Raw genomic sequence first — 25527 nt, 5'->3', positions numbered from 1 at the left:
CCCGCTGGGTATCAGCAAGACTTTCGCCGCGTCGACCACGGCGTATCCCGACTTCCCAGGCATCTGGCAAGTGCTGGCCATCGGTGGCGGTGGCGGCGGCTCAGGCTCCGACACGTTCTACGGCCGGTATGGGGTTGCTGGTTACCCCGGCAGCATCGCGACCGGCCCCGTGTCATTCAACTCGTCCAGGGCTGTGACAGTCGGCATTGGTGGCGGCGGGGGCATTGGCGACAGCGCAGGTGGCCAGCCTGGGGGCGGCGGCTACCCGTCGTCCTTCTGGTCAGTCACAGCGGCTGGAGGGCCGGGTGGCAGCGGCACGGGCACTACGTTCACCGGGGCTCGCCCATCTTCCTGGCCGGACAACTCGGCTGTGGGCATGAGCGGGGCCGGGGGCGGTATATCAGGCAGCGTCCACGGCGGTAACGCCCGCGCCGGCGCGGTCAAACTCACACTCAAGGGCTGACACATACATGGAAATCATCAATCTCGAAACACGCACGGCATGGCAGGAACACGAATTCCGCGCTGCGCATCCCAACATGATTTTCCCGCCCGAGCTGCCGCCTGAGCTGCTGGCCGACCTCGGCTTCGCCTTGGTCGAGTACGACCCCGAACCCCATCTTGCCCCCGGCGAGCAGCTGGAGCCTGGCGAGCTGCGCATCGAGCAAGGCCGCGCAATCCGGGGCTGGTCGGTGATCCCGGCCCCGCTGCCAACCGTCGAGCAGCTGTGCAGGGCGGTCGACGATGCCGCCGACGCGGCACGCAAGGCCGTTGCCGGCGACCCGCTGCGCGCCGTCGAGTATGACCGCGCCGCAGCCGAGGCCCGAGAGTTCGCGGCTGCTGGCTATCCTGTCGATGCCGTACCGCGCACCGTGTCGGCCTGGGCGATCAGCGGCAGGACGCCTCAGCAGGCTGCAGACGAGATCATCGCCGAGGCTGACGCTTACACCGACGCCTTCTACCGTCTGCGCGAAGCAAGGCTCGCGGCCAAGGAGCACATCCGCGCCTTGGCTGCGGTCGGCAATCTCCAGCAGGCCTCGGCAGTGGCCGAGCAGACCATCGCAGCAATCGCCGCTGCCGTCGCAGGGATCGGTAACGCAGGGGGCGCGCAGTGAGTAGTTCGGTTCGTTTGCTGTTCAGCACTACCCAGCTCCCGTTCAGCCTGTTGATTCGTGCCGTGACCTGGTCGCAGTGGAGCCACGTTGCGCTGGTCGACATCGATGCCGGGACAGTGATTGAAGCGGCCGCCGGTCACGGCGTCCGGGAAGTGAGACTTGAAGATGCGATCGCGCGGGCCAGCAGCTACCAGCTGGTGGACCTGCCGTCCCGCAACCCGGTCGCGATCATTACGGCCGCCCGCTCTCAGATCGGCAAGCCCTACGACTGGAGCGCTATCGCTGGCATCGGCATGCACCGCGATTGGCAAGAGGAGGACGCCTGGTTCTGCTCTGAGCTGGTCGCTTGGGCTGCGGCCGCCGCCGGCGAGGAGTGGTTCAGGTGCTCGGCATTGCGCCGAGTACTCCCGCAGCATTTGTGGATGCTCCCGCCCCAACAGGGGCTGTGCTCCATATAGATAGAAGGGGCGCCCAGCCCAGGTGGTGGAACACCTGGGCCAAGCGTCAGCCCGCAGACTAGCCCTGCAAGCCAACCAAGGCCCCCCGCTCGCGCGAGCGGCGGCGAGCCTACCAGATACCCAAAGGCTTTGCAGATGTTGCAAGAAATTCGCTGCGGCAATTGCCGACGCAAGCTGGCAGCTGCCAGCGCTTTTACCGAGCTACAGATCAAGTGCCCGCGCTGCCGGACACTGAACCACCTGAAGGCCGAGAGCCTCCCTCAAGCGCCGCTGAGCGCCCGAAGCCTTCAGGAGGCCCAATGTCCGCACAACCGATCATCCCCTGGCTAGGAGGCAAGAGGCGGCTCGCTGACCGCATCTTCCCCTTGTTCCCCCGACACTCATGCTACGTCGAACCCTTCGCGGGTGGAGCTGCGCTGTTCTTCCTCCGGCCGGTGCCGGCAGATGTGGAGGTGCTCAACGACGTCAACGGCGACCTGGTCAATCTATACCGGGTCGTGCAGCACCACTTGGAGGAGTTCGTCAGGCAGTTCAAGTGGGCGTTGTCGTCCCGACAGGTGTTCAAGTGGTTGCAGATCACCCAGCCCGAGACGTTAACCGACATCCAGCGCGCAGCTCGCTTCTACTATCTGCAGCAATCAGCCTTCGGCGCCAGGGTCGAGGGACAGAGCTACGGCACAGCAACGACCACACCGCCTGGCCTGAACCTGCTACGTCTCGAAGAGAACCTGTCGGCCGCGCATCTACGGCTGAGCAGTACCTACATCGAGCACCTCCCGTGGCAGCAGTGTGTGGCCAAGTACGACCGCGAGCACACCCTGTTCTATATGGACCCGCCTTACTGGCAGACGGAAGGGTACGGAGTGCCATTCGAGTTCGGGCAGTACGAAGAGATGGCGCAGGTATTGGGCCGGCTCAAGGGCAAGGCGATCATCAGCCTCAACGACCACCCGGACATCAGGAGGTGCTTCGCCGGGTTTCACATCGAAGCGACCGACATCAAGTACACGGTGGGAGGTGGCAAGGGGAGTGACGCGAGGGAGGTGCTGATCTTCAGCTGGGACGTCCAGGCCGAACCGGCCGGGCTTTTCTAAGATTCCTTTGGAAACTGTACAATCGAGCGGTGAGGGATTTATCTCACCTCACCGCCCGTATTTTTCGCGCGCCGCATCAGAAAACAGGCCGGGACGCGGCGTCTCGGAATGCTCATTTACTACTTGTAAACTCCGCTTCCTCGCCGCTTTGACCAGCCATAGGCTGTTACTAACGTAGCGCCTAGCCTGGCTCTAGCTCGCGAGATCGTAAGCAGGCTCTAAGGAACAGGTTATGCAACGTATCGCAGTGATGGGCGCCGCCGGGCGCATGGGCAAGATCCTCATCGAGGCGGTCGGCCAGGCGGAAGGCGCGCAGCTGACCGCCGCCATCGATCGCCCGGACAGCAGCCTGATCGGCGCCGACGCCGGTGAGCTGGCGGCGCTGGGCAAGATCGGCGTGACGCTGGTCGGTGACCTGAGTGCCGTGCTGGATCGGTTCGACGTGCTGATCGACTTCACCCACCCCTCGGCGACCCTGAAGAACCTTGAGGTCTGCCGTCAGGCGGGCAAGGCCATGGTCATCGGTACCACCGGCTTCTCGCCGGAAGAGAAGCAGCTGCTGAGCGAGGCGGCCAAGCAGATTCCGGTCGTCTTCGCCGCCAACTACAGCGTCGGCGTCAACCTGTGCCTGAAGCTGCTGGACACCGCCGCCCGCGTGCTGGGTGACGATGTGGACATCGAGATCATCGAGGCGCACCACCGGCACAAGGTGGATGCGCCGTCCGGCACCGCCCTGCGCATGGGCGAGGTGGTGGCCAATGCGCTGGGGCGTGATCTGCAGAAGGTCGCGGTCTACGGTCGCGAGGGCCAGACCGGCGCCCGCGAGCGCGAGACCATCGGTTTCGCCACCGTGCGTGCCGGCGATGTGGTCGGCGATCACACCGTGCTGTTCGCCGCCGATGGCGAGCGCGTCGAGATCACCCACAAGGCTTCCAGCCGCATGACCTTCGCCAAGGGCGCGGTGCGCGCGGCGCAATGGCTGCAGAGCCAGCCGGCCGGCCTTTATGACATGCAGGACGTATTGGGACTGAACTGAAATGCCTGAACGGTCCATGCAAGCTGTGGACCGAAAAGGGCTTTTCCTGTAAGCTTCCCGCTTTAGTGTGTCCACTAAAAGTTACGCAGAATGAATCAGATTAAGAAGCGGGGTGACGGTCAATACGTCATCCCGCTTTTTTACAACCTGCGTTTGTGCAAGTTTCAGATCTAAGGGAGGTCTTCTTGACTAAGCCAGCCATACTCGCCCTTGCCGACGGCAGCATTTTCCGCGGTGAAGCCATCGGGGCCGACGGCCATACCATTGGTGAAGTGGTGTTCAACACCGCGATGACCGGCTATCAGGAAATCCTCACCGATCCCTCCTATGCCCAGCAGATCGTCACCCTGACCTATCCGCACATCGGCAACACCGGCACCACGCCGGAAGATGCCGAATCCAGCCGCGTGTGGGCCGCCGGCCTGATCATTCGCGACCTGCCGCTGACTTCCAGCAACTGGCGCAACAAGCAGCCGCTGGACGAGTATCTGAAAGAGAACGGTACCGTTGCCATCGCCGGCATCGACACCCGCCGCCTGACCCGCATCCTGCGCGAGAAGGGTTCGCAGAACGGCTGCATCCTCGCCGGCGACGATGCCACCGAGGAGAAGGCCCTGGAGCTGGCGCGCAGCTTCCCCGGCCTGAAGGGCATGGACCTGGCCAAGGTGGTCAGCTGCACCGAGCGCTACGAGTGGCGCTCCAGCGTGTGGAGCCTGAAGAGCGACAGCCATCCGGAAATCGCTGCCAGCGAGCTGCCCTACCATGTGGTCGCCTATGACTACGGGGTCAAGGTCAACATCCTGCGCATGCTGGTCGAGCGCGGCTGCCGCCTGACCGTGGTGCCGGCGCAGACCCCGGCCAGCGAAGTGCTGGCGCTGAACCCGGACGGCGTGTTCCTCTCCAACGGCCCTGGCGATCCCGAGCCATGCGACTACGCCATCGCTGCGATCAGGGAAGTGCTGCAGACCGAGCTTCCGCTGTTCGGCATCTGCCTAGGCCACCAGCTGCTGGCCCTGGCCTCCGGCGCCAGGACGGTGAAAATGGAGACCGGCCACCACGGCGCCAACCACCCGGTGCAGGACCTCGACAGCGGCGTGGTGATGATCACCAGCCAGAACCACGGTTTCGCCGTGGACGAGGCCAGCCTGCCAGCCAATCTGCGCGCCACCCACAAGTCGCTGTTCGACGGCACCCTGCAGGGCATCGAACGCACCGACAAGGTGGCCTTCAGCTTCCAGGGCCACCCGGAAGCGAGCCCGGGCCCGCACGACGTGGCCCCATTGTTCGACCGCTTCATCGAAGCCATGGCCAAGCGCCGCTAAGCCCCGCCGACTGACCCAAGGATTCGAGTAAAGAACATGCCAAAACGTACAGACATCAAAAGCATCCTGATCCTCGGTGCCGGCCCCATCGTCATCGGCCAGGCCTGCGAGTTCGACTACTCCGGCGCCCAGGCCTGCAAGGCCCTGAAGGAAGAAGGTTTCCGCGTCATCCTGGTGAACTCCAACCCGGCCACCATCATGACCGACCCGGCCATGGCCGACGCCACCTACATCGAGCCGATCAAGTGGGCCACCGTGGCCAAGATCATCGAGAAGGAGCGCCCGGACGCCCTGCTGCCGACCATGGGTGGGCAGACCGCGCTGAACTGCGCGCTGGATCTGGAGCGCCATGGCGTGCTGGAGAAGTTCGGTGTCGAAATGATCGGTGCCAACGCCGACACCATCGACAAGGCAGAGGACCGTTCGCGCTTCGACAAGGCGATGAAGGATATCGGCCTGGCCTGCCCGGTCTCCGGCATCGCCCACAACATGGAAGAAGCCTACGGCGTGCTGGAGAAGGTCGGTTTCCCCTGCATCATCCGTCCGTCCTTCACCATGGGCGGCACCGGTGGCGGTATCGCCTACAACCGTGAGGAATTCGAGGAAATCTGCGCACGCGGCCTGGATCTGTCGCCGACCAGCGAACTGCTGATCGACGAATCGCTGATCGGCTGGAAGGAATACGAGATGGAGGTGGTCCGTGACAAGAAGGACAACTGCATCATCGTCTGCGCCATCGAGAACTTCGACCCGATGGGTGTGCACACCGGCGACTCGATCACCGTGGCCCCTGCACAGACCCTGACCGATAAGGAATACCAGATCCTGCGCAACGCCTCCCTGGCGGTGCTGCGCGAGATCGGCGTGGAAACCGGCGGCTCCAACGTGCAGTTCGGCATCTGCCCGAACACCGGCCGCATGGTGGTGATCGAGATGAATCCGCGGGTGTCGCGTTCCTCCGCGCTGGCCTCCAAGGCCACCGGTTTCCCGATCGCCAAGATCGCCGCCAAGCTGGCCGTGGGCTATACCCTCGACGAGCTGCAGAACGACATCACCGGCGGTCGTACCCCGGCCTCGTTCGAGCCGGCCATCGACTACGTCGTCACCAAGATTCCGCGTTTCGCCTTCGAGAAGTTCCCCAAGGCCGACGCCCGCCTGACCACCCAGATGAAATCCGTGGGTGAGGTCATGGCTATCGGCCGTACCTTCCAGGAGTCCCTGCAGAAAGCCCTGCGCGGCCTGGAAGTGGGCGTGGCCGGCTTCGATCCGAAGCTCGACCTGGCCGACCCGGAAGCCGAGAGCACCCTGCGCCGCGAACTGACCGTGCCGGGCGCCGAGCGCATCTGGTATGTGGCCGATGCCTTCCGCGCCGGCAAGACCGTCGCCGAAGTGTTCGACCTGACCCGCATCGACGAGTGGTTCCTGGTGCAGATCGAGGACCTGGTCAAGGACGAGGAGCGGGTCAAGACCCTCGGCCTGTCGTCCATCGACCGCGACCTGATGTACAAGCTCAAGCGCAAGGGCTTCTCCGACGCGCGCCTGGCCAGGCTGCTCGGCGTCACCGAGAAGAACCTGCGCAGCCACCGTCACAAGCTGAAAGTGCTGCCGGTGTACAAGCGCGTCGACACCTGCGCCGCCGAGTTCGCCACCGACACCGCCTACATGTACTCGACCTACGAGGAAGAGTGCGAGGCCAACCCGTCCGGCCGCGATAAGATCATGATTCTCGGCGGCGGTCCGAACCGCATCGGCCAGGGCATCGAGTTCGACTACTGCTGCGTGCACGCGGCACTGGCGATGCGCGAAGATGGCTACGAGACCATCATGGTCAACTGCAACCCGGAAACCGTCTCCACCGACTACGACACCTCCGACCGCCTGTACTTCGAGCCGGTCACCCTGGAGGACGTGCTGGAGATCGTCCGTGTCGAGCAGCCGAAAGGCGTGATCGTGCAGTACGGCGGTCAGACTCCGTTGAAGCTCTGCCGCGCCCTGGAAGAGGCCGGCGTGCCGATCATCGGCACCAGCCCGGACGCCATCGACCGTGCCGAAGACCGCGAGCGCTTCCAGCAGATGGTGCAGCGCCTCAACCTGCGCCAGCCGGCCAACGGCACCGCGCGCAGCGAGGACGAGGCCCTGGCCCACTCCAAGGCCATCGGCTACCCGCTGGTGGTGCGCCCGTCCTACGTGCTGGGCGGCCGCGCGATGGAGATCGTCTACCAGGAAGAAGAACTCAAGCGCTACATGCGCGAGGCCGTGAAGGTCTCCAACGACAGCCCGGTGCTGCTCGACCACTTCCTCAACTGCGCCATCGAAGTGGACGTGGACGCGGTGTGCGACGGCGAGACCGTGGTGATCGGCGCGATCATGCAGCACATCGAACAGGCCGGCGTGCACTCCGGTGACTCCGCCTGCTCGCTGCCGCCGTACTCGCTGCCGGGGCACATCCAGGACGAGATCCGCGAGCAGGTCAAGAAGATGGCCCTGGAACTCGGCGTGGTCGGCCTGATGAACGTGCAGATGGCCGTGCAGGGCGAGGACATCTTCGTCATCGAAGTGAACCCGCGCGCCTCGCGGACGGTGCCGTTCGTCTCCAAGTGCATCGGCGAGTCGCTGGCCAAGGTGGCCGCCCGCGTCATGGCCGGCAAGAGCCTGGCCGAGCTGGGCTTCACCCGGGAGATCATCCCGCCGTTCTTCAGCGTCAAGGAGGCGGTGTTCCCGTTCGCCAAGTTCCCGGGTGTCGACCCGATCCTCGGCCCGGAGATGAAGTCCACCGGCGAAGTGATGGGTGTCGGCGACAGCTTCGGCGAGGCCTTCGCCAAGGCCCAGCTGGGCGCCAGCGAGATCCTGCCGAACGCGGGTGTCGCCTTCATCAGCGTCCGCGAGGATGACAAGGCGCAGGCCGTCGAGGTGGCCCGTGACCTGGTCGCTCTGGGCTTCGAAGTGGTCGCCACCGCCGGCACCGCCAAGGTGATCGAGGCTGTCGGCCTGCCGGTGCGCCGCGTCAACAAGGTGACGGAAGGCCGTCCGCACGTGGTCGACATGATCAAGAATGACGAGGTCACCCTGATCATCAACACCACCGAGGGTCGCCAGTCCATCGCCGACTCCTACTCCATCCGTCGTAACGCCCTGCAGCACAAGATCTACTGCACCACCACCATTGCGGCGGGGCAGGCGATCTGTGAGGCGCTCAAGTTCGGTCCCGAGAAGACCGTGCGCCGGCTGCAGGATCTGCATGCAGGAATCAAGGCATGAGCAAGTTCCCCATGACCGTCCAGGGCGCCCGCGCCCTGGAAGAAGAACTGAAGAACCTCAAGATCGAACGCCCGAGGATCAGCCAGGCCATCGCCGAGGCGAGAGAGCTGGGCGACCTCAAGGAAAACGCCGAATACCATGCCGCGCGTGAGCAGCAGGGCTTGGCCGAGGCGCGTATCCGCGACATCGAGGCCAAGCTGTCGAACGCTCACATCATCGACGTCACCACCGTGCCGCGTACCGGCAAGGTGATCTTCGGTACCACCGTCGATATCGCCAACTGCGATACCGACGAGACCGTGACCTACCAGATCGTTGGCGAGGACGAGGCCGACATCAAGATCGGCAAACTGTCGGTCAGCTCGCCCATCGCCCGCGCCCTGGTGGGCAAGGAAGAGGGGGACGTGGTGGCGGTGAAGACCCCCAGTGGCCTGGTCGAGTACGAGATTGTCGAAGTCCGCCATATCTAAGCGTCTGCCGCGCGCGGGCATGGCCATCTGGCAGCTGGCCCAGACCTTCTGGGTCGGCGGCCTCTGGCTGTTTCACTTCGTCGTGTTGCCCGCGCTGGAGAAGATGGGCTTTGCACCGCTGTTGATCCAGGAGGTCAATGCGGCGCTGAGCCCGCTGCTGATCGGCTTCGCCGGTTTCTGCGTGCTGCTGCAGGGCGCGGTGGTGGTGCAGGCGGAGGGGCTGAACAGCCTGTGGCGGGACCTGCGCGGCCAGGTGCTGCTGCTCTCGCTGGCCATGGCCGTGGCGTTCTTCGCCGTGCGCCACTGGGAGCTGGGCGCCGAGCGCTGGATGCTGTTCAGCTATCTGGTGATGGCCGTCTGCGGCCTGGTCCTGGTGCTGCAGCCGCTGCCGGGGCGGCGTAGCGATTGAGCCGATACCGCTATCAGGCCTGATAGCGGTGGATGTTGGACAGGTTCTTGTTCGGCTTGGGATTCCGGCGGTAGACCAGGGCCATCTTGCCGATCACCTGGACCAGTTCGCAGCGGCCGGCGGCGGCCAGTTCGTCGATCAGGGCGCGGCGGTCGTCGCGCTCGGTCAGGCGGAATTGCACCTTGATCAGCTCGTGGTCGTTGAGCGCGCGCTCCAGCTCGGCCAGTACGCCCTCGGTCAGGCCATTCTCGGCCACGGTCAATACCGGTTTCAGGTGGTGGCCGATAGATTTGAAGTGTTTCTTCTGTTCGTTGGTAAGCGCCATAATCTGACCCTGTTGCTAGGAAAGCCGGTTCCGCTCGATGGGGCGGCTGGAGCCGCTGCCCACTCCGATGCCGGTGCGCCGGTCGAAAAGCGGCGTAGTCTACCCGAGCCGACTCGGGCGCGCCCGTTTCTATTCGAGCGAGGAGCCGCGGTGACCCGTTCCAAGACTAGCCCGTGCCGGCTGAAAGAGAACATCCTTGAGGCGCGCAGACTCCCGGGCCTCGGCTTCACCAAGGCGACTTCGCTGGTGCCGCTTGTAAGGCGATCGGCGGCAATCCGGTGGGCCTTGTGTTTTCCCGCGTGGCCCCCATATGAGTGGTGTGAGTACGGCCGGCGCGAGCAGTGCCTGCTGGCCCGTGGCTATCGCGGTGCCTAGACTTGAACTGGCTGGGATGGGGCCCGGTCCGATGATCGAGGTCTCATAAAGGGTTACAGACGGTTCCTGCCCCGGAGCAGGGGTTGTGTAGTAAGTTAGGTTGGTAAATCCACCAGCCGTCATGCGGAGCGCGTTTCAGGACGGGGCTCGCTTCAGAGGGTAGCGAATTGAACGACATGGCAAAGAACCTGATCCTGTGGCTGATCATCGCAGCCGTCCTGGTCACGGTGATGAACAACTTCTCCAGCCCCAGTGAAGCCGGCAAGCTGAACTACTCCGAATTCATCCAGCAGGTCCAGGAAGGCAAGGTCAGGCAGGTCACCGTCGATGGCTACATCATCAGCGGCAAGAATCTCGACGGCACCACCTTCGAGACCGTCCGCCCGGCCATCGAAGACCGCGGTCTGATCAAGGACCTGATCGACAATAACGTCGAGATCGTCGGCAAGCAGCCGGAGCGCCAGAGCATCTGGACCCAGCTGCTGGTGGCCAGCTTCCCGATCCTGGTGATCATCGCCGTATTCATGTTCTTCATGCGCCAGATGCAGGGCGGTGGCGGTGGCCGCGGCGGCCCGATGAGCTTCGGCAAATCCAAGGCGCGCCTGCTCTCCGAAGACCAGGTCAAGACCACGCTGGCCGACGTCGCTGGCTGCGACGAGGCCAAGGAAGAAGTCGGCGAGCTGGTCGAGTTCCTGCGTGACCCGGGCAAGTTCCAGCGCCTGGGTGGTCGCATCCCGCGCGGCGTGCTGATGGTCGGCCCGCCCGGTACCGGCAAGACGCTGCTGGCCAAGGCCATCGCTGGCGAGGCCAAGGTGCCGTTCTTCACCATTTCCGGTTCCGACTTCGTCGAGATGTTCGTCGGTGTCGGCGCCAGCCGTGTGCGCGACATGTTCGAGCAGGCCAAGAAGCACGCGCCCTGCATCATCTTCATCGACGAGATCGACGCCGTCGGCCGCCATCGTGGCGCCGGCCTGGGTGGCGGTCACGACGAGCGCGAGCAGACCCTCAACCAGTTGCTGGTGGAGATGGACGGTTTCGAGATGAATGACGGCATCATCGTCATCGCCGCCACCAACCGTCCGGACGTGCTGGACCCGGCCTTGCTGCGTCCCGGCCGCTTCGACCGCCAGGTAGTGGTCGGTCTGCCGGATATCCGTGGTCGCGAGCAAATCCTGAAAGTACATATGCGCAAGGTGCCGGTGGGCGACAACGTCGAGCCCGCGGTCATTGCGCGCGGCACTCCGGGCTTCTCCGGTGCCGATCTGGCCAACCTGGTCAACGAGGCGTCGTTGTTCGCCGCCCGCGCCAGCAAGCGCCTGGTGGAAATGAAGGAGTTCGAACTGGCCAAGGACAAGATCATGATGGGCGCCGAGCGCAAGTCCATGGTCATGTCCGAGAAGGAGAAGCTCAATACCGCCTACCACGAGGCCGGCCACGCTATCGTTGGTCGCCTGGTGCCGGAGCATGACCCGGTCTACAAGGTGTCGATCATCCCGCGTGGCCGCGCCCTGGGTGTGACCATGTTCCTGCCGGAGGAAGATCGTTACAGCCTGTCCAAGCGTGCTCTGGAAAGCCAGATCTGTTCGCTGTTCGGCGGTCGTATCGCCGAGGAGATGACCCTGGGCTTCGATGGTGTCACCACCGGTGCGTCCAACGACATCATGCGCGCTACCCAGATCGCCCGGAACATGGTGACCAAGTGGGGCCTGTCCGAGAAACTCGGTCCGCTGATGTACGCGGAGGAGGAGGGCGAGGTGTTCCTCGGTCGCAGCGCCGGCAGTCAGCACACCAACGTGTCCGGCGAGACCGCCAAGCAGATCGACCAGGAAGTGCGCCGGATCATCGACGAGAGCTACTCCACGGCGAAGCGCCTGCTGGAAGAGAACCGCGACAAGCTGGACATGATGGCCGACGCGCTGATGAAGTACGAGACCATCGACTCCGAGCAGATCGACGACATCATGTCTGGGCGTGCGCCTCGCGAGCCGCGCGACTGGCAGGGTGGCTCCGGCACCCCGACGCCGAAGGAGCAGGTGGATCGTCCCGAAACTCCGATCGGCGGTCCGGCGGGCGAACACTAAGGTTCACCGATGACCGTTGCGCAGTACCCGACCCGACTGTCCTGTGGCAGTCGGGTTCTCGACCTTTCCGTGTCCCATGTCATGGGCATTCTCAACGTCACTCCCGATTCCTTCTCCGACGGCGGCCGTTTCGCTGCGCGTGACGCAGCCTTGCGCCATGCCGAGCGGATGGTCGCAGCCGGTGCGACGCTGATCGATGTCGGGGGGGAGTCCACCCGCCCCGGTGCTCGGCCTGTTTCTCCGGTCGAAGAATTGGAGCGTGTCGCGCCGGTGGTCGAGGCGCTCGCCGCGGAGCTGGACGTGGTCATTTCCCTGGATACCTCGACGCCCGCCGTCATGCGCGAGGGTGCTTGGCTGGGAGCGGGGCTGATCAACGACGTACGCGCCCTGCGTCGCGACGGTGCTCTCGAGGCGGCGGCCGACACCGGCCTGCCGGTTTGCCTGATGCATATGCTCGGCGAGCCCGGGACCATGCAGCAGGACCCTCGCTATGAGGATGTGGTGGGCGAGGTGTGCGCCTTTCTCGAGCAGCGCATGGCGGCCTGTGCCGAGGCTGGCGTCGTGCGCGAGCGGATCGTTCTTGATCCCGGATTCGGTTTCGCCAAGACTCTCGATCACAACCTGAGCCTGTTCAAGCATCTGGACGTGGTGCGCGCGCTTGGCCGGCCGTTGCTGGTCGGCGTGTCGCGCAAGAGCATGATCGGTCAGGCCTTGGGGCGCGAGGTGCATGAGCGCCTGTATGGTGGCATCGCTCTGGCGGCCCTGGCGGTGGCAAATGGCGCCTGTATCCTGCGCGTCCACGACGTCGCGGAAACCGTTGATGCGGTGCGTATGATTGCCGCGGTGCAGGCAGCAGAATAAGTAGTTGGAGTGATCATGAGCAGAAAGTATTTCGGTACCGATGGTATCCGCGGCCATGTCGGCCAGTTCCCCATCACTCCGGAGTTCATCCTCAAGCTGGGCTGGGCTGCCGGGATGGCGTTCAGGAAGCAGGGAAAGTGCCGCATCCTGATCGGCAAGGACACCCGGATTTCCGGCTACCTGTTCGAGTCCGCGCTCGAATCCGGCCTGCTGGCCGCGGGCGCCGACGTGATGCTGCTTGGCCCCATGCCGACGCCGGCCATCGCCTACCTCACCCGAACCTTCCAAGCGGAGGCGGGCATCGTCATCAGCGCTTCGCACAATCCGCACCATGACAACGGCTTCAAGTTCTTCTCGGGTCTTGGCACCAAGCTGCCGGACGAGATCGAGCTGATGATCGAGGAGCTGCTCGATCAGCCGATGACCGTCGTCGAGTCGGAGCAGCTCGGCAAGGTCACCCGCATCAACGACGCGGCTGGCCGCTACATCGAGTTCTGCAAGTCCAGCGTGCCCAACCACACCAGTTTCGCCGGCATCAAGGTGGTGCTCGATTGCGCCCATGGCGCGACCTACAAGGTGGCGCCCAGCGTGTTCCGCGAGCTGGGCGCGCAGGTTTCGGTGATCTCCGCCCAACCCAATGGCCTGAACATCAACGACGCCTGCGGCTCGACCCATGTCGAGGCGTTGCAGGCCGAGGTGCTGGCCCAGCAGGCCGACCTGGGCATCGCCTTCGACGGCGATGGCGATCGGGTGCTGATGGTCGACCACACCGGCGCCGTGGTCGATGGTGACGAACTGCTGTACATCATCGCCCGTGATCTGCACGAGCGCGGCAAGCTCCAGGGCGGGGTGGTCGGCACGCTGATGAGCAATCTGGGGCTGGAACTGGCGCTCGGCGAGCTGGGTATTCCCTTCGTGCGTACCAAGGTCGGCGACCGCTATGTGATGGCCGAGCTACAGGGGCGTGGCTGGCAGCTTGGTGGCGAGAATTCCGGGCATCTGGTCTGCTGCCAGCACACCACCACCGGCGATGCGATCATCGCCGCGCTGCAGGTGTTGATGGCGCTTAAGCGCTCGGACAAGACCCTGGCCGAGGCGCGTCTGGCGCTGCGCAAGTGCCCGCAGGTGCTGATCAATGTGCGCTTCAGCGGCGACGTCGATCCGGTGAGTCACGCAGCCGTGCAGGATGCCTGCTCGCATGTCACCGAGCGCATGGCGGGGCGCGGTCGCGTGCTGCTGCGCAAGTCCGGCACCGAGCCTCTGGTGCGGGTGATGGTGGAGGGCGACGACGAGGCGCAGGTCCGTGGCTACGCCGAGGAACTGGCCAAGGTCGTCGCCGAAGTCTGTGCCTGATTCGGCTTGCTAGTGCATAAGCTCTTGGGTAACATCTGCGCCCACTTTGAACGACGAGGTCTGGCATGCGTCGCCCCCTGGTAGCTGGTAACTGGAAAATGCACGGTACCCGCGCCAGCGTCGCAGAGCTGATCAAGGGCCTTCGTCAACTGGCGTTGCCGAGTGGTGTTGAGGTGGCGGTGATGCCGCCCTGTCTGTACATCACTCAGGTCCTGACCGGGTTGGAAGGCAAGGCCATCACGGTGGGCGCGCAGAATAGCGCGGTCGAGCCCATGCAGGGTGCGCTGACCGGCGAGATCGCGCCGAGCCAGTTGGCCGATGCGGGCTGCAGCATGGTGCTGGTCGGGCATTCGGAGCGTCGCCTGATCCTTGGCGAGCGTGACGAGCAGATCAGCCGCAAGTTCGCTGCGGCTCAGTCCTGTGGCCTGGTTCCGGTGCTGTGCATCGGTGAGTCGCTGGAGCAGCGTCAGGCCGGCAAGACGCTTGAAGTGGTCGCCGCCCAGTTGGGGAGTGTGATCGAAGAGCTGGGCGTAGGTGCCTTCGCCCGGGCTGTGGTGGCTTACGAGCCGGTCTGGGCCATCGGTACCGGTCTGACCGCTTCGTCGCAGCAGGCCCAGGAAGTACATGCAGCCATCCGCGCTCAACTGGCGGCGGAGAATGCCGAAGTGGCGCGTGGCGTAAGAATTCTGTATGGCGGCAGTGTCAAGGCCGCCAATGCTGCCGAGTTGTTCGGCATGCCGGATATCGACGGGGGGCTCATTGGTGGGGCCTCCTTGAACGCAGATGAGTTTGGCGCGATCTGTCGTGCCGCAGGAAACTGATAAATGCTGGAAACAGTCGTAATCGTCGTACATCTGTTGGGCGCCATCGGTGTCGTCGGCCTGGTGCTGTTGCAACAGGGCAAGGGCGCGGATGCTGGAGCCTCCTTCGGCGCTGGCGCCTCGGGCACGGTATTCGGTAGCCAAGGTTCCGCTACCTTTATGAGTCGCTTTACTGCTATACTCGCTGCGGTTTTTTTCATTACCAGCTTGGGTTTAGCCTACTTTGCTAAAGAAAAAGCTGATAATCTGACGCAGGCTGGTCTGCCGGATCCGGCGGTTCTGGAAGTGCAGCAGGAGAAGCCGGCGGTAGAAGATGTTCCAGTGCTCGAAGAACGAAAACCGGCAGCCGACAAGGCTGACGTACCTCAGGTTCCAGAGCAGCAGTAATACCCTCTTTGCCGAGGTGGTGGAATTGGTAGACACGCTACCTTGAGGTGGTAGTGGCCATAGGCTGTAGGGGTTCGAGTCCCCTCCTCGGTACCATATTTCGGTGAGGCCCGCAGGTTCTGCGGGCCTCGTCGTTTCCAGGGGTTCGGTTGACCCTAGTGGTCAAGGCCCGTATACTCTTGGCCCAGCTTTGGCGCGGGGTGACGGTCCGACAGCTTTTCGGGCTCTCTGATCGATGCTGGTTCACCGGCACCGTGCCAGTAGTAAAAAAGCCCCTTATCAGGGGCTTTTTGCTAGCTGACAGTCCGCCATCCGGTTCGGGTGGCTCGATGGATGGGCGTTTCGCCCATTTTTTATTTCTACGGCATGCGCGGAGGGCTTCGGGTGTCGAGCAAGCTGGAACCGTTGCAGGCCATGTTGGCCCCGGTGGTCGAGTCTCTCGGCTACCAATGCTGGGGAATCGAATTCATCTCCCAGGGGAGGCATTCCCTCCTGCGCGTCTATATCGATCATGCCAACGGCATCCTGATCGACGACTGCGAGGCGGTCAGCCGCCAGGTCAGTGCCGTGCTGGATGTCGAGGATCCGATCAGCAGCGAGTACACCCTCGAGGTGTCGTCGCCCGGCATGGACCGGCCGCTGTTCACCCTCGAGCAGTTCGCCGGGCATGCCGGCGAGCAGGTGAAGATCAAGCTGCGCTCGCCCTTCGAGGGGCGACGCAATTTCCAGGGTCTCCTCCGTGGTGTGGAGGAGCAGGACGTGGTGGTGCTGGTGGATGACCACGAATTCCTGTTGCCGATCGATCTGATCGACAAGGCCAACATTATTCCCCGTTTTGACTGAGACGCGGATCCCGCGGATCCAATGGATTGCGAAAGGCGAGGCGTACGATGAGTAAAGAAGTACTGCTGGTTGTAGAGTCGGTCTCCAATGAAAAGGGTGTGCCGGCCGCTGTAATTTTCGAGGCGCTGGAGCTGGCTCTGGCGACTGCGACGAAGAAACGCTTCGACGATGAAGTCGAGCTGCGTGTGGCGATCAATCGTCAGACCGGCAACTACGAGACTTTCCGTCGTTGGGAGGTGGTTGCCGAGGATGATCTGGAAAATCCGGCAGCCCAGCTGACTGTTGAAGAGGCCCAGGCACGCGAGCCCGGTGCCAAGCTCGGCGATTTCGTCGAGGAGCCGGTCGAGTCCATCGAGTTCGGCCGTATCGCCGCGCAGACCGCCAAACAGGTCATCGTGCAGAAGGTGCGCGAGGCCGAGCGGGCCCAGGTGGTCGACGCCTATCGCGAACGCGTGGGCGAAATCATCTCCGGCACCGTGAAGAAGGTCACCCGCGACAGCGTGATCGTCGATCTCGGCAACAACGCCGAGGCGCTGCTGGCCCGCGAAGACATCATCCCGCGCGAGACCTTCCGCGTCGGTGCCCGCATGCGTGCCCTGCTCAAGGAAATCCGCACCGAGAACCGTGGTCCGCAGCTGATCCTGTCGCGTACCGCGCCGCAGATGCTGATCGAGCTGTTCACCATCGAAGTGCCGGAAATCGCCGAGGGCCTGATCGAAGTGATGGCCGCCTCCCGTGATCCGGGATCGCGCGCCAAGATCGCCGTGCGTTCCAAGGACAAGCGCATCGACCCGCAGGGCGCCTGCATCGGCATGCGCGGTTCGCGTGTCCAGGCCGTCTCCGGCGAGATCGGTGGCGAGCGCGTGGACATCGTGCTGTGGGACGAGAACGTCGCCCAGTTCGTGATCAACGCGATGGCGCCGGCCGAAGTGGCCGCGATCATCGTCGATGAAGATACGCATGCCATGGACATTGCCGTGGCCGAGGACAATCTTGCCCAGGCCATCGGTCGCGGCGGCCAGAACGTGCGCCTGGCCAGCCAGCTGACCGGCTGGACGCTAAACGTGATGACCGAGGCCGACATCCAGGCCAAGCAGCAGGCCGAGACCGGCGACATCCTGCAGAACTTCATCGACGAGCTGGATGTGGATGAAGAACTGGCCCAGGTGCTGGTCGAGGAAGGTTTCACCAGCCTGGAAGAAATCGCCTACGTGCCGATGGAAGAGATGCTCAGCATCGACGGTTTCGACGAGGACATCGTCAACGAGCTGCGTGCCCGTGCCAAGGACCGTCTGCTGACCAAGGCCATCGCCACCGAAGAGAAGCTGGCTGATGCCCAGCCCGCCGAAGACCTGCTGTCCCTGGATGGCATGGACAAGACCCTGGCCCAGGAGCTGGCGGTTCGTGGCGTGGTGAATCGCGAAGACCTGGCCGAGCAGTCCATCGACGACCTGCTCGACATCGACGGCATGGATGAAGAGCGTGCCGGCAAGCTGATCATGGCCGCTCGAGCCCACTGGTTCGAGTAAAGCGGTAGCGGCCTGAGGAGAGAAATGCATGACGCAAGTCACGGTGAAAGAACTGGCCCAAGTGGTCGATACGCCAGTGGAGCGCCTGCTGCAGCAGATGCGCGAGGCAGGTTTGCCCCACACCAGCGCCGAACAGGTGGTAACCGACAACGAGAAGCAGGCCCTGCTGGCTCATCTCAAGGGTAGCCACGGCGAAAAGCTGGAAGAGCCTCGCAAGATCACTCTGCAGCGCAAGACCACCACTACCCTGAAGGTTGCCGGTAGCAAGACCATCAGTGTGGAAGTGCGCAAGAAGAAGACCTACGTCAAGCGCAGCCCGGCCGAGATCGAGGCCGAGAAGCAGCGCGAGCTGGAAGAGCAGCGCGCGGTCGAAGAGGCCGCCCGTCTGAAGGCCGAGGAAGAGGCCCGCAAGCAGGCCGAGGTCGAGGCCCGCAAGCAGCAGGACGCCGCTGCCCTGGCATCCGTCGCTCCCGCGGCGGAAGCGTCCCCGGGTGTAGCCGTGGCTGCCGAAGCCGCTCCTGCCGCTGCCAAGAAGGAAGAGCCCCGCCGCGTCGAGAAAGAGAAAGAGAAGCCGGCACGCAGTGACGACGACGAACGTCGCGATCGCAAGCATGCCCAGCATCGCCCGACTCTCAAGGACAAGGCCCCGACTCCTCGCGTCGCTCCGCGCAGCACCGACGAAGAAGTCGACGACTACCGTCGTCGCGGCGGTCGCATGAAGCCGAAGAAGCGTAATCAGCACGGGTTCCAGAGCCCGACAGGACCTATTGTGCGTGAAGTAGCGATCGGCGAGACCATTACCGTTGGCGACCTGGCTGCCCAGATGTCGGTCAAGGGCGCCGAAGTGGTCAAGTTCATGTTCAAGATGGGCTCTCCGGTGACCATCAACCAAGTCCTGGACCGCGAGACCGCGCAGCTGGTCGCCGAGGAAATGGGCCACAAGGTCAAGCTGGTCAGCGAGAATGCGCTCGAAGAGCAGTTGGCCGAATCGCTGAAGTTCGAAGGCGAGGCCTTCTCCCGTGCGCCGGTCGTGACCGTGATGGGCCACGTCGACCACGGCAAGACCTCCCTGCTCGACTACATCCGTCGTGCCAAGGTGGCGGCGGGCGAAGCCGGCGGCATCACCCAGCACATCGGTGCCTACCACGTGGAAACCGACCGCGGCATGGTCACCTTCCTCGATACCCCCGGTCACGCCGCATTTACCCAGATGCGTGCTCGTGGAGCCCAGGCGACCGACATCGTGATTCTGGTGGTGGCGGCCGACGACGGCGTCATGCCGCAGACCCAGGAAGCCGTGCAGCACGCGAAAGCGGCTGGCGTGCCGATCGTGGTCGCGGTGAACAAGATGGACAAGCCGGAAGCCAATCCGGACAACATCAAGAACGGCCTGGCCGCTCTGGATGTGATTCCGGAAGATTGGGGCGGCGACGCGCCGTTCGTGGGTGTCTCGGCGAAGGCCGGTACCGGTATCGATGAGTTGCTGGAGGCCGTGCTGCTGCAGGCCGAAGTGCTCGAGCTCACGGCGACTCCGTCGGCCCCGGGGCGTGGTGTCGTGGTCGAGTCGCGCCTGGACAAGGGCCGTGGCCCGGTGGCCACCGTGCTGGTTCAGGACGGTACCCTGCGCCAGGGCGACATGGTCCTGGTCGGCGTCAACTATGGCCGCGTGCGCGCCATGCTCGACGAGAACGGCAAGGCCATCAAGGAAGCCGGTCCGTCCATCCCGGTCGAGATCCTCGGCCTGGACGGCACGCCGGATGCCGGTGACGAGGTGACCGTGGTCGCCGACGAGAAGAAGGCCCGCGAAGTGGCCCTGTTCCGTCAGGGCAAGTTCCGCGAGGTGAAGCTGGCCCGCGCTCACGCCGGCAAGCTGGAAAACATCTTCGAGAACATGGGCCAGGAAGAGAAGAAGACGCTCAACATCGTCCTCAAATCCGACGTCCGGGGCTCCCTGGAGGCACTGCAGGGCTCGCTCAGCGGCCTGGGCAACGACGAAGTGCAGGTGCGCGTGGTCGGTGGCGGCGTCGGTGGTATCACCGAATCCGATGCCAACCTGGCGCTGGCCTCCAACGCGGTGCTGTTCGGCTTCAACGTGCGTGCCGATGCCGGCGCGCGCAAGATCGTCGAGGCCGAAGGCCTGGACATGCGTTACTACAACGTGATCTACGACATCATCGAAGACGTCAAGAAAGCCCTGACCGGCATGCTCGGCAGCGATGTTCGCGAGAACATCCTGGGCACCGCCGAAGTGCGTGACGTGTTCCGTTCGCCGAAGTTCGGCGCCGTCGCCGGCTGCATGGTCATCGAGGGTACCGTTCACCGCAACCGTCCGATCCGCGTACTGCGCGACGACGTGGTGATCTTCGAGGGCGAGCTGGAGTCGCTGCGTCGCTTCAAGGACGACGTCGCCGAAGTGCGTAACGGCATGGAGTGCGGTATCGGCGTGAAGAGCTACAACGACGTCAAGGTCGGGGACAAGATCGAAGTGTTCGAGAAGGTCCAGGTGGCTCGTACCCTGTAAGGGACGGCCCGCAACACCGGACGCCCGGCCCCGCATCAGCGCGGCCGGGCGTTTGCCGCTTTTGAGCCCGCTGGCCGTGTCGGTGGGAGAGGTAGGAAAAATGGCCAAAGAATATAGCCGCACCCAGCGCATCGGCGATCAGATGCAACGCGAGCTGGCGCAGTTGATCCCGCGCGAGGTCAAGGACCCGCGCCTGGGTTTCGTCACCATCACCGCCGTCGATGTCAGCCGTGACGTCGGCCACGCCAAGGTGTTCGTCACCCTGATGGGCGAGAACGACACCGACAAGATCAAGCTCAACCTGGAAGTGCTCAACGATGCCGCCGGCTACCTGCGCATGCTGCTGGGCAAGGCGATGAAGCTGCGCAGCGTGCCGCAGCTGCATTTCCACTACGACGAGAGCATCTCGCGCGGCGCCCATCTGTCGGCGCTGATCGAGCGTGCGGTTTCCGAAGACAGCAAGCACCAGGACGATTGAGCGTGGCCCAGGTAAAACGTATCCGCCGCAATGTCAGCGGCATCCTGGTCCTCGACAAGCCGCGCGGCATGAGTTCCAACCAGGCCCTGCAGAAGGTGCGCTGGTTGCTCAATGCCGAGAAGGCCGGGCACACCGGCAGCCTCGATCCGCTGGCCACCGGCGTGCTGCCGCTGTGCTTCGGCGAGGCCACCAAGTTCTCCCAGTACCTGCTGGATGCCGACAAGGGCTACGAGACCGTGGCCCAGCTGGGCGTCACCACCACCACCGGCGATGCCGAGGGGGAAGTGCTCGAACGCCGCGAGGTGACCGTCGGTCGGGACGCCGTGGAGGCGCAGCTGCCGCGTTTCCGTGGTGAAATCAAGCAGATACCGCCGATGTATTCGGCCCTGAAGAAGGATGGCCAGCCGCTGTACAAGCTGGCACGGGCCGGCGAAGTAGTGGAGCGCGAGGCGCGATCTGTTACTATCGCGCGCCTGGATTTGCTCGGACTGGAGAATGCGCAGCTGCGTCTCTCCGTCGCCTGCAGCAAGGGCACCTATATCCGTACCCTGGTGGAGGATCTGGGTCGCGAGCTGGGCTGTGGCGCCCACGTCGCCGAGCTGCGTCGCACCCAGGCCGGGCCGTTCGGCCTGGCACAGACGGTGACGCTGGAGGAACTGGAACGCGTGCACGCCGAAGGCGGCAACGAGGCGCTGGATCGCTTCCTGCTGCCGTCGGACAGTGGCCTGGAGCACTGGCCGCTGCTGCAGTTCAGCGAGCACAGTTCGTACTACTGGCTGCATGGCCAGCCGGTACGCGCCCCGGAAGCGCCGAAGTTCGGCATGGTCCGGGTGCAGGATCACAACGGTCGCTTCATCGGCATCGGTGAAGTGAGCGAAGACGGGCGCATCGCGCCGAAGCGATTGATCTACACCGGCACCTGATGCCGTTGGAAAGTCCCGGGCTCTGGTCCCGGGCAACTGATTCGGTCGAATGGCCGGAACCGCGGGCGAATTCGTTCGGGCGCGGCCAAGAGGGTGGCTGTCAACAGGCGCGGTCATACCTCCATTTAAAACACGGGAGTCGCTCCCGGCCTGTTCACTCTAGGAGCCCATTACCATGGCACTGAGCGTTGAAGAAAAAGCCCAGATCGTTAACGACTACAAGCAAGCTGAAGGCGATACCGGTTCTCCGGAAGTGCAGGTTGCCCTGCTGACCGCCAACATCAACAAGCTGCAGGACCACTTCAAGGCCAACGGCAAAGACCACCACTCGCGTCGTGGCCTGATCCGCATGGTCAACCAGCGCCGCAAGCTGCTGGACTACCTGAAGGGTAAGGACACCAGTCGTTACAGCGCCCTCATCGGTCGCCTGGGTCTGCGTCGCTAAGACGTACACCTGAAGTGAGAAGCTGGAAGCTCGGAGTCGCAGGTCGGTTGATACCGGCCCGAGGCTTCGGCCTTCCAGCTTCTGGCTTTCTACAGAGCGGAATTTGAAGCCCGTTCAAAAACCGGTTCCGACGAGCCGAGTTCTGAACAGGTTTCAGGGGCAGTAGACCCCTGTTGCAGCAGTTTCCCCCAAGGCAACAAAGAGAAGGAAAATACCGTGACTCCGGTTATTAAAAAGTTCCAGTTTGGTCAGTCGACCGTCACCCTCGAAACCGGGCGCATTGCCCGTCAGGCCTCCGGTGCCGTTCTGGTTACCGTGGATAACGATGTCAGCGTGCTGTGCACCGTGGTTGGCGCCAAGCAGGCCGATCCGGGCAAGGGCTTCTTCCCGCTGTCCGTGCATTACCAGGAAAAAACCTACGCTGCCGGCAAGATCCCTGGCGGCTTCTTCAAGCGTGAAGCGCGTCCTTCCGAGAAAGAGACCCTGACCTCGCGCCTGATCGACCGTCCGATCCGCCCGCTGTTCCCGGAAGGCTTCCTCAACGAAGTGCAGGTCATCTGCACCGTGGTCTCCACCAGCAAGAAGACCGACCCGGACATCGCCGCGATGATCGGCACCTCGGCCGCCCTGGCCATCTCCGGCATTCCGTTCGACGGCCCGATCGGCGCCGCGCGCGTGGCCTTCCACCCGGAAACCGGCTACCTGTTGAACCCGACCTACGAGCAGCTCAAGGCCTCCAGCCTGGACATGGTCGTGGCCGGTACCAAGGACGCCGTGCTGATGGTCGAATCCGAAGCCAAGGAGCTGACCGAAGACCAGATGCTGGGCGCCGTGCTGTTCGCCCATGACGAGTTCCAGGCCGTGATCAAGGCCGTTGGCGAACTGGCTGCCGAAACCGGCAAGCCGCGCTGGAACTGGACCGCCCCGGCCGAGAACACCGCTCTGCTCAGCGCTATCAAGGCCGAGTTCGGCGAGGCCATCTCCCAGGCCTACACCATCACCATCAAGCAGGACCGCTACAACCGTCTCGACGAGCTGCGCGACCAGGTCGTCGCCAAGTTCTCCGGCGAAGAAGGCCAGCCGTCCTCCGGCGAAGTCAAAGACGCCTTCGGCCTGATCGAATACCGCACCGTGCGCGAGAACATCGTCAACGGCAAGCCGCGTATCGACGGTCGCGACACCCGCACCGTACGTGGCCTGAACATCGAAGTTGGCGTGCTCGACAAGACCCACGGTTCGGCCCTGTTCACCCGTGGCGAAACCCAGGCCCTGGTGGTTGCCACCCTCGGCACCGCCCGCGACGCGCAGCTGCTCGATACCCTGGAAGGCGAGAAGAAAGACCCCTTCATGCTGCACTACAACTTCCCGCCGTACTCGGTCGGCGAGTGTGGTCGCATGGGTGCCACCGGTCGCCGCGAGATCGGCCACGGTCGTCTGGCCCGTCGTGGCGTAGCCGCCATGCTGCCGGCTGCCGACGAGTTCCCGTACACCATCCGTATCGTCTCGGAAATCACTGAGTCCAACGGCTCGTCCTCCATGGCCTCGGTCTGCGGCGCTTCCCTGGCCCTGATGGACGCCGGTGTGCCGATGAAGGCGCCGGTTGCCGGTATCGCCATGGGCCTGGTCAAGGAAGGCGACAAGTTCGCCGTACTGACCGACATCCTCGGTGACGAAGACCACCTGGGCGACATGGACTTCAAGGTTGCCGGTACCGCCAATGGCGTGACCGCGCTGCAGATGGACATCAAGATCCAGGGCATCACCGAAGAGATCATGGAGATCGCCCTGAACCAGGCCCTGGAAGCGCGCCTGAACATCCTCGGTCAGATGAACAAGGTCATCGCCCAGTCGCGTACCGAGCTGTCGGCCAACGCCCCGACCATGCTGGCGATGAAGATCGACCAGGACAAGATCCGCGACGTCATCGGCAAGGGTGGCGCCACCATCCGTGGTATCTGCGAAGAGACCAAGGCCTCCATCGACATCGAGGACGACGGCTCGATCAAGATCTTCGGCGAGACCAAGGAAGCGGCCGAGGCTGCCAAGCAGCGTGTGCTGGCGATCACCGCCGAGGCCGAGATCGGCAAGATCTACGTCGGCCGCGTCGAGCGCATCGTCGACTTCGGCGCCTTCGTCAACATCCTGCCGGGCAAGGACGGCCTGGTGCACATCTCGATGCTGAGCGATCAGCGCGTCGAGAAAGTCACCGACGTTCTGCAGGAAGGCCAGGAAGTGAAGGTCCTGGTGCTGGACGTGGACAACCGCGGCCGCATCAAGCTGTCGATCAAGGACGTTGCCGCCGCCGAGGCTTCCGGCGTTTAAGCCTTAAGCTCGCAGCGAGAAAAGGGCCCTACGGGGCCCTTTTTTCGTTTCTGGGAGTCCGCTTGGCATCACGAGCCGTAATGGCACCTCTCCGATCCTTGCAATCTGCACGGCCGATTTGGCCGCTTGCGGCATTTTGCATGCCAGATTGAGCGTATGGATTTTTTAACTAACTGATAAATAAGAGAAAAATTTTAAGATCAGGCTGGCACAGCGCTTGCGATATCCCTTGTGCAAGCGCAGCCAGGAGTTGGCTGCGAATACTTCAGAAGAAGCAATCAGGAGTGGATCGCCATGAAAAAGTCGTTCAACAAGTGGACTCTTGCCGCTGTTACTGCCGCCGCCATGGGCCTGCCGCTGGGCAACGCCGCCTTTGCAGAAGAACTCGCTGCGCAGCAGCCGCTGCAGCTGGCGGCCAACGAGACCGTCAATGACGCGGAAGAGGCGGTCACCGACACCTGGATCACCAGCAAGGTGAAAGCCAGCTTCCTGGCCGATGACAGCATCAGCGGCCTCGACATCAAGGTAGAGACCAACCAGGGCGTGGTCTCGCTCTCCGGTGTGGTGCCGACCGATGCCGAGCGTGACCTGGCCGTGGAAAAAGCCAAGACCATCAAAGGCGTGAAAGCCGTTTCCGCCGATGGCCTGAAATCCACCGAATAACCTACTGAGCTGCCGGTCCGGCAGTGATCTGGAGGCAATTTCATGAATTCCGATGTCATCAAAGGCAAATGGAAGCAGCTCTCGGGTCGTATCCAGGAGCGCTGGGGCAACCTGACCAACGACGACCTGGATATCGTCGAGGGCCATAGCGAATACCTGGAAGGGAAGCTGCAGGAGCGCTACGGCTGGACCAAGGAACGTGCCCAGCAGGAAGTGCGCGACTTCAGCAGCAAGCTGTAGCGAGCGCGCTGGCAAAAAGACCCCGACATTCGGGGTCTTTTTGCTGTGTGCGATCTGGGTGAGGCTGGAGTTCGGGTTTCCAGAATCCATGTCCGATGTTCGCCGGGGTTTCGGCCTGTAGGGTGGTTCCGGAATGAGCCCACGGCTGTAAACATCTGACGGAGAAACATTTTTTCAGAGGAAAAGGTTGACAGCCCT

The 25527-nt window shown here is 63.6% G+C and carries 24 protein-coding genes and 1 tRNA gene; 24 read left to right on the top strand and 1 reads right to left on the bottom strand.

Going from position 1 to position 25527, the window contains the following annotated elements; all coding sequences use genetic code 11:
- The first annotated feature begins 470 nt into the window (after positions 1-470).
- The 9 genes from N5D30_RS08600 to N5D30_RS08560 all read left to right on the top strand — a co-directional run bounded on the left by N5D30_RS08600 (position 471) and on the right by N5D30_RS08560 (position 9162).
- The gene (locus N5D30_RS08600) at positions 471-1115 is read left to right on the top strand and encodes a phage tail protein (protein ID WP_279908619.1); all 645 of its coding nucleotides are present in this window, start codon (positions 471-473) and stop codon (positions 1113-1115) included.
- Positions 1112-1573, top strand: a complete 462-nt coding sequence (locus N5D30_RS08595) for a YiiX/YebB-like N1pC/P60 family cysteine hydrolase (protein ID WP_279908618.1) — start codon at positions 1112-1114, stop codon at positions 1571-1573. Before N5D30_RS08600 ends, N5D30_RS08595 begins: the two co-directional genes overlap by 4 nt.
- A gap of 129 nt (positions 1574-1702) precedes the next feature.
- Positions 1703-1903 carry a Com family DNA-binding transcriptional regulator gene (locus tag N5D30_RS08590; protein WP_279908616.1) on the top strand — a complete coding sequence of 67 codons (201 nt, stop codon included), beginning with the start codon at positions 1703-1705 and terminating at the stop codon, positions 1901-1903.
- Positions 1873-2667, top strand: a complete 795-nt coding sequence (locus tag N5D30_RS08585; RefSeq protein WP_279908614.1) for a DNA adenine methylase — start codon at positions 1873-1875, stop codon at positions 2665-2667. The genes N5D30_RS08590 and N5D30_RS08585 overlap by 31 nt, the downstream gene beginning before the upstream one ends.
- Positions 2668-2899: 232 nt before the next feature.
- Positions 2900-3703: a 4-hydroxy-tetrahydrodipicolinate reductase gene (gene dapB, locus N5D30_RS08580; protein WP_279908613.1), complete on the top strand. Its 804-nt coding sequence runs from the start codon at positions 2900-2902 to the stop codon at positions 3701-3703.
- 185 nt (positions 3704-3888) lie between these two features.
- The gene (gene carA, locus N5D30_RS08575; protein ID WP_279908612.1) at positions 3889-5025 is read left to right on the top strand and encodes a glutamine-hydrolyzing carbamoyl-phosphate synthase small subunit; all 1137 of its coding nucleotides are present in this window, start codon (positions 3889-3891) and stop codon (positions 5023-5025) included.
- A 36-nt stretch (positions 5026-5061) separates the two neighbouring features.
- Positions 5062-8283: a carbamoyl-phosphate synthase large subunit gene (gene carB / locus N5D30_RS08570; protein ID WP_279903386.1), complete on the top strand. Its 3222-nt coding sequence runs from the start codon at positions 5062-5064 to the stop codon at positions 8281-8283.
- The gene (gene greA, locus N5D30_RS08565; protein WP_279908611.1) at positions 8280-8753 is read left to right on the top strand and encodes a transcription elongation factor GreA; all 474 of its coding nucleotides are present in this window, start codon (positions 8280-8282) and stop codon (positions 8751-8753) included. The genes carB and greA overlap by 4 nt, the downstream gene beginning before the upstream one ends.
- Positions 8754-8772: 19 nt before the next feature.
- Positions 8773-9162, top strand: a complete 390-nt coding sequence (locus tag N5D30_RS08560) for a DUF4149 domain-containing protein (RefSeq protein WP_279903388.1) — start codon at positions 8773-8775, stop codon at positions 9160-9162.
- A gap of 13 nt (positions 9163-9175) precedes the next feature.
- Here the strand turns inward: N5D30_RS08560 and yhbY are convergent, their stop codons facing one another.
- Positions 9176-9487 carry a ribosome assembly RNA-binding protein YhbY gene (gene yhbY, locus N5D30_RS08555; RefSeq protein WP_220811106.1) on the bottom strand — a complete coding sequence of 104 codons (312 nt, stop codon included), beginning with the start codon at positions 9485-9487 and terminating at the stop codon, positions 9176-9178.
- Positions 9488-10038: 551 nt separating this feature from the next.
- Between yhbY and ftsH the strand changes: the two genes are divergently transcribed.
- The 15 genes from ftsH (at position 10039) to N5D30_RS08480 (ending at position 25329) form a co-directional block, all read left to right on the top strand.
- The gene (gene ftsH / locus N5D30_RS08550) at positions 10039-11943 is read left to right on the top strand and encodes an ATP-dependent zinc metalloprotease FtsH (protein ID WP_279908610.1); all 1905 of its coding nucleotides are present in this window, start codon (positions 10039-10041) and stop codon (positions 11941-11943) included.
- Between the two features lie 9 nt (positions 11944-11952).
- A complete protein-coding gene (folP, locus tag N5D30_RS08545) occupies positions 11953-12804 on the top strand; it encodes a dihydropteroate synthase (protein WP_279908609.1) in 852 nt (283 codons plus the stop codon).
- 15 nt (positions 12805-12819) lie between these two features.
- Entirely contained in the window at positions 12820-14157 is a 1338-nt protein-coding gene (glmM, locus tag N5D30_RS08540) for a phosphoglucosamine mutase (protein WP_279908608.1), read from the top strand.
- A 65-nt stretch (positions 14158-14222) separates the two neighbouring features.
- Positions 14223-14978 carry a triose-phosphate isomerase gene (gene tpiA / locus N5D30_RS08535; RefSeq protein WP_279903391.1) on the top strand — a complete coding sequence of 252 codons (756 nt, stop codon included), beginning with the start codon at positions 14223-14225 and terminating at the stop codon, positions 14976-14978.
- Positions 14979-14981: 3 nt separating this feature from the next.
- Complete coding sequence (secG, locus tag N5D30_RS08530; RefSeq protein WP_279908607.1) at positions 14982-15365, top strand: preprotein translocase subunit SecG; 384 nt, start codon at positions 14982-14984, stop codon at positions 15363-15365.
- A gap of 10 nt (positions 15366-15375) precedes the next feature.
- Positions 15376-15461, top strand: a tRNA-Leu gene (locus N5D30_RS08525).
- Positions 15462-15749: 288 nt separating this feature from the next.
- The gene (gene rimP, locus N5D30_RS08520) at positions 15750-16208 is read left to right on the top strand and encodes a ribosome maturation factor RimP (RefSeq protein ID WP_279908697.1); all 459 of its coding nucleotides are present in this window, start codon (positions 15750-15752) and stop codon (positions 16206-16208) included.
- A gap of 47 nt (positions 16209-16255) precedes the next feature.
- Positions 16256-17737, top strand: a complete 1482-nt coding sequence (nusA, locus tag N5D30_RS08515; protein WP_220811100.1) for a transcription termination factor NusA — start codon at positions 16256-16258, stop codon at positions 17735-17737.
- A gap of 28 nt (positions 17738-17765) precedes the next feature.
- Positions 17766-20258 (top strand): translation initiation factor IF-2, encoded by a 2493-nt coding sequence (gene infB / locus N5D30_RS08510; RefSeq protein ID WP_279908606.1) that lies wholly within the window; start codon positions 17766-17768, stop codon positions 20256-20258.
- Between the two features lie 100 nt (positions 20259-20358).
- Positions 20359-20736, top strand: a complete 378-nt coding sequence (gene rbfA / locus N5D30_RS08505) for a 30S ribosome-binding factor RbfA (protein ID WP_220811098.1) — start codon at positions 20359-20361, stop codon at positions 20734-20736.
- A gap of 2 nt (positions 20737-20738) precedes the next feature.
- The gene (gene truB / locus N5D30_RS08500) at positions 20739-21659 is read left to right on the top strand and encodes a tRNA pseudouridine(55) synthase TruB (protein ID WP_220811097.1); all 921 of its coding nucleotides are present in this window, start codon (positions 20739-20741) and stop codon (positions 21657-21659) included.
- A gap of 175 nt (positions 21660-21834) precedes the next feature.
- Entirely contained in the window at positions 21835-22104 is a 270-nt protein-coding gene (rpsO, locus tag N5D30_RS08495; RefSeq protein ID WP_021700421.1) for a 30S ribosomal protein S15, read from the top strand.
- A 216-nt stretch (positions 22105-22320) separates the two neighbouring features.
- The gene (gene pnp, locus N5D30_RS08490) at positions 22321-24426 is read left to right on the top strand and encodes a polyribonucleotide nucleotidyltransferase (protein ID WP_220811096.1); all 2106 of its coding nucleotides are present in this window, start codon (positions 22321-22323) and stop codon (positions 24424-24426) included.
- Between the two features lie 294 nt (positions 24427-24720).
- On the top strand, positions 24721-25089 hold the full coding sequence (locus N5D30_RS08485) for a BON domain-containing protein (RefSeq protein ID WP_279908605.1): 369 nt from the start codon (positions 24721-24723) through the stop codon (positions 25087-25089).
- Positions 25090-25131: 42 nt separating this feature from the next.
- Positions 25132-25329: a CsbD family protein gene (locus N5D30_RS08480; RefSeq protein WP_043308795.1), complete on the top strand. Its 198-nt coding sequence runs from the start codon at positions 25132-25134 to the stop codon at positions 25327-25329.
- Positions 25330-25527: the final 198 nt, after the last annotated feature.

Source organism: Pseudomonas sp. GD03875 (genome assembly GCF_029840585.1).
In the GTDB taxonomy this organism is placed as follows: domain Bacteria; phylum Pseudomonadota; class Gammaproteobacteria; order Pseudomonadales; family Pseudomonadaceae; genus Aquipseudomonas; species Aquipseudomonas paralcaligenes.
Note: the sequence above shows the minus strand (reverse complement) of the source record. Positions and strands in the feature narration are given on the sequence as shown.

Bases quoted from the DNA above. Each gene is read 5' to 3' on its own strand.
- N5D30_RS08600 (WP_279908619.1), top strand. From the start codon at position 471: ATGGAAATCATCAATCTCGAAACACGCACGGCATGGCAGGAACACGAA.
- N5D30_RS08585 (WP_279908614.1), top strand. From the start codon at position 1,873: ATGTCCGCACAACCGATCATCCCCTGGCTAGGAGGCAAGAGGCGGCTC.
- dapB (WP_279908613.1), top strand. From the start codon at position 2,900: ATGCAACGTATCGCAGTGATGGGCGCCGCCGGGCGCATGGGCAAGATC.
- carB (WP_279903386.1), top strand. From the start codon at position 5,062: ATGCCAAAACGTACAGACATCAAAAGCATCCTGATCCTCGGTGCCGGC.
- greA (WP_279908611.1), top strand. From the start codon at position 8,280: ATGAGCAAGTTCCCCATGACCGTCCAGGGCGCCCGCGCCCTGGAAGAA.
- N5D30_RS08560 (WP_279903388.1), top strand. From the start codon at position 8,773: ATGGCCATCTGGCAGCTGGCCCAGACCTTCTGGGTCGGCGGCCTCTGG.
- yhbY (WP_220811106.1), bottom strand. From the start codon at position 9,487: ATGGCGCTTACCAACGAACAGAAGAAACACTTCAAATCTATCGGCCAC.
- ftsH (WP_279908610.1), top strand. From the start codon at position 10,039: ATGGCAAAGAACCTGATCCTGTGGCTGATCATCGCAGCCGTCCTGGTC.
- folP (WP_279908609.1), top strand. From the start codon at position 11,953: ATGACCGTTGCGCAGTACCCGACCCGACTGTCCTGTGGCAGTCGGGTT.
- glmM (WP_279908608.1), top strand. From the start codon at position 12,820: ATGAGCAGAAAGTATTTCGGTACCGATGGTATCCGCGGCCATGTCGGC.
- tpiA (WP_279903391.1), top strand. From the start codon at position 14,223: ATGCGTCGCCCCCTGGTAGCTGGTAACTGGAAAATGCACGGTACCCGC.
- secG (WP_279908607.1), top strand. From the start codon at position 14,982: ATGCTGGAAACAGTCGTAATCGTCGTACATCTGTTGGGCGCCATCGGT.
- nusA (WP_220811100.1), top strand. From the start codon at position 16,256: ATGAGTAAAGAAGTACTGCTGGTTGTAGAGTCGGTCTCCAATGAAAAG.
- infB (WP_279908606.1), top strand. From the start codon at position 17,766: ATGACGCAAGTCACGGTGAAAGAACTGGCCCAAGTGGTCGATACGCCA.
- rbfA (WP_220811098.1), top strand. From the start codon at position 20,359: ATGGCCAAAGAATATAGCCGCACCCAGCGCATCGGCGATCAGATGCAA.
- rpsO (WP_021700421.1), top strand. From the start codon at position 21,835: ATGGCACTGAGCGTTGAAGAAAAAGCCCAGATCGTTAACGACTACAAG.
- N5D30_RS08485 (WP_279908605.1), top strand. From the start codon at position 24,721: ATGAAAAAGTCGTTCAACAAGTGGACTCTTGCCGCTGTTACTGCCGCC.
- N5D30_RS08480 (WP_043308795.1), top strand. From the start codon at position 25,132: ATGAATTCCGATGTCATCAAAGGCAAATGGAAGCAGCTCTCGGGTCGT.